1 protein-coding gene is annotated in these 1,411 nt (G+C 72.5%); it reads left to right on the top strand.

The genetic code is table 11. The features are described 5' to 3' along the window. The coding region (locus ACFPZI_RS30460; protein WP_381369805.1) for a condensation domain-containing protein at window positions 1-1,411 on the top strand (1,411 nt) is incomplete at both ends.

Below are 1,411 nucleotides of genomic sequence, written 5' to 3'. Positions count from 1 at the left end.
GCTGAGCGAGCTGCTGGTGCTGTACCGGCAGAGCGGTGATGATCGGGGGCTGCCCCGGGTGCGCCCGTACCGCGACTACCTGCGGTGGCTGTCCGAGCGCGACCGGGAGGAGTCCGAGCGCGCCTGGCGCCAGGCTCTGGAGGACTTCGCCGAGCCCACCCTGCTGACCCCCGACCGCAGCCGCACGACCGTGGTTCCCGAGCAGGTCTTCGCCGGCCTGGACCGGGAGACCACGGCGGCACTCAACCGGTGCGCGCGGGAGTGGGGCGTCACCCTGAACACAGTGGTACAGGCGGCGTGGGGGCTGGTGCTGTCGTGGACGACCGGCCGGCGCGACGTGGTGTTCGGCACCACGGTTTCGGGCCGCCCGGCCGACCTGCCGGGTGTGGAGTCGATGGTGGGGCTGTTCGTCAACACCGTCCCGGTGCGGGTGACGGTGAACCCGGCGGAGCCGCTGCGCGACCTGGTGGAGCGGATCCAGCGGGAGCAGTTCCTGCTGGTCGAGCACCAGTACGTCGGACTCGCCGACGTCCAGCGCTGGGCCGGACACGGCGAACTCTTCGACACCGCGACCGTCTTCGAGAACTACCCCGTCGACGCCGAGACGCTGTCCCCGCCCGAGGGCAGCGGATTCCGCATCACCGATGCCGGAGGTCATGACGCGACGCACTACTCCCTGGGCCTGGCCGTCGCGCCGGGAGAGGAGTTGTCGCTGCGGCTCGACCACCAGCCGGACGTGGTCGGCGGCGACGAGGCCAACGCGACGATGAGGCGGCTCGTCACCACACTCACGCGCATCGCGACCACCCCCGACCGGCCCGCCGGAAGCCTGGACCTGCTCGACGCCGGGGAACGGCACCGCGTCATCGAGGAGTGGAACGACACCGCGGCGGAGATCCGACCCGGTGAGGTCCGTGACTGGTTCCAGCAGCAGGCGGCGCTGACGCCGGACGCGGTCGCGGTCGCGGACCCGGCGGGGCAACTGACCTACGCCCAGCTCGACGCCCGCGCCAACCGGCTCGCCCGGGCCCTGCTCAGCCATGGCGTCGGCCCGGAGGGGCATGTGGCCGTTCTCCTGCCCCGGGGCGTGGATCTGGTGGCCACGCTGCTGGCGGTGTGGAAGGCCGGCGCGGCGTACGTGCCGATCGATCCGGAGTATCCGGCCGAGCGGGTCGACTACCTCGTCACCGATTCCCGGCCGACCATCACGGTGACCACAAGCGACCTGCTCGGGCGGACACCGGCAGGCACCGCCCGCCTGGTGCTGGACGACCCCGCGGTGGCGGCGGACCTCGCTTCCCGGAGCGCGGACGACGTGGAGGACAGGGAGAACGCCGTCCCGGCCGGGCGTGCGGCCTATGTGATCTACACCTCGGGGTCGACGGGCCGGCCGAAGGGGGTGGTGGTGGAG

The organism is Streptomyces chlorus, from assembly GCF_042655885.1.
Lineage (GTDB): Bacteria > Actinomycetota > Actinomycetes > Streptomycetales > Streptomycetaceae > Streptomyces > Streptomyces chlorus.
Note: the sequence above shows the minus strand (reverse complement) of the source record. Positions and strands in the feature narration are given on the sequence as shown.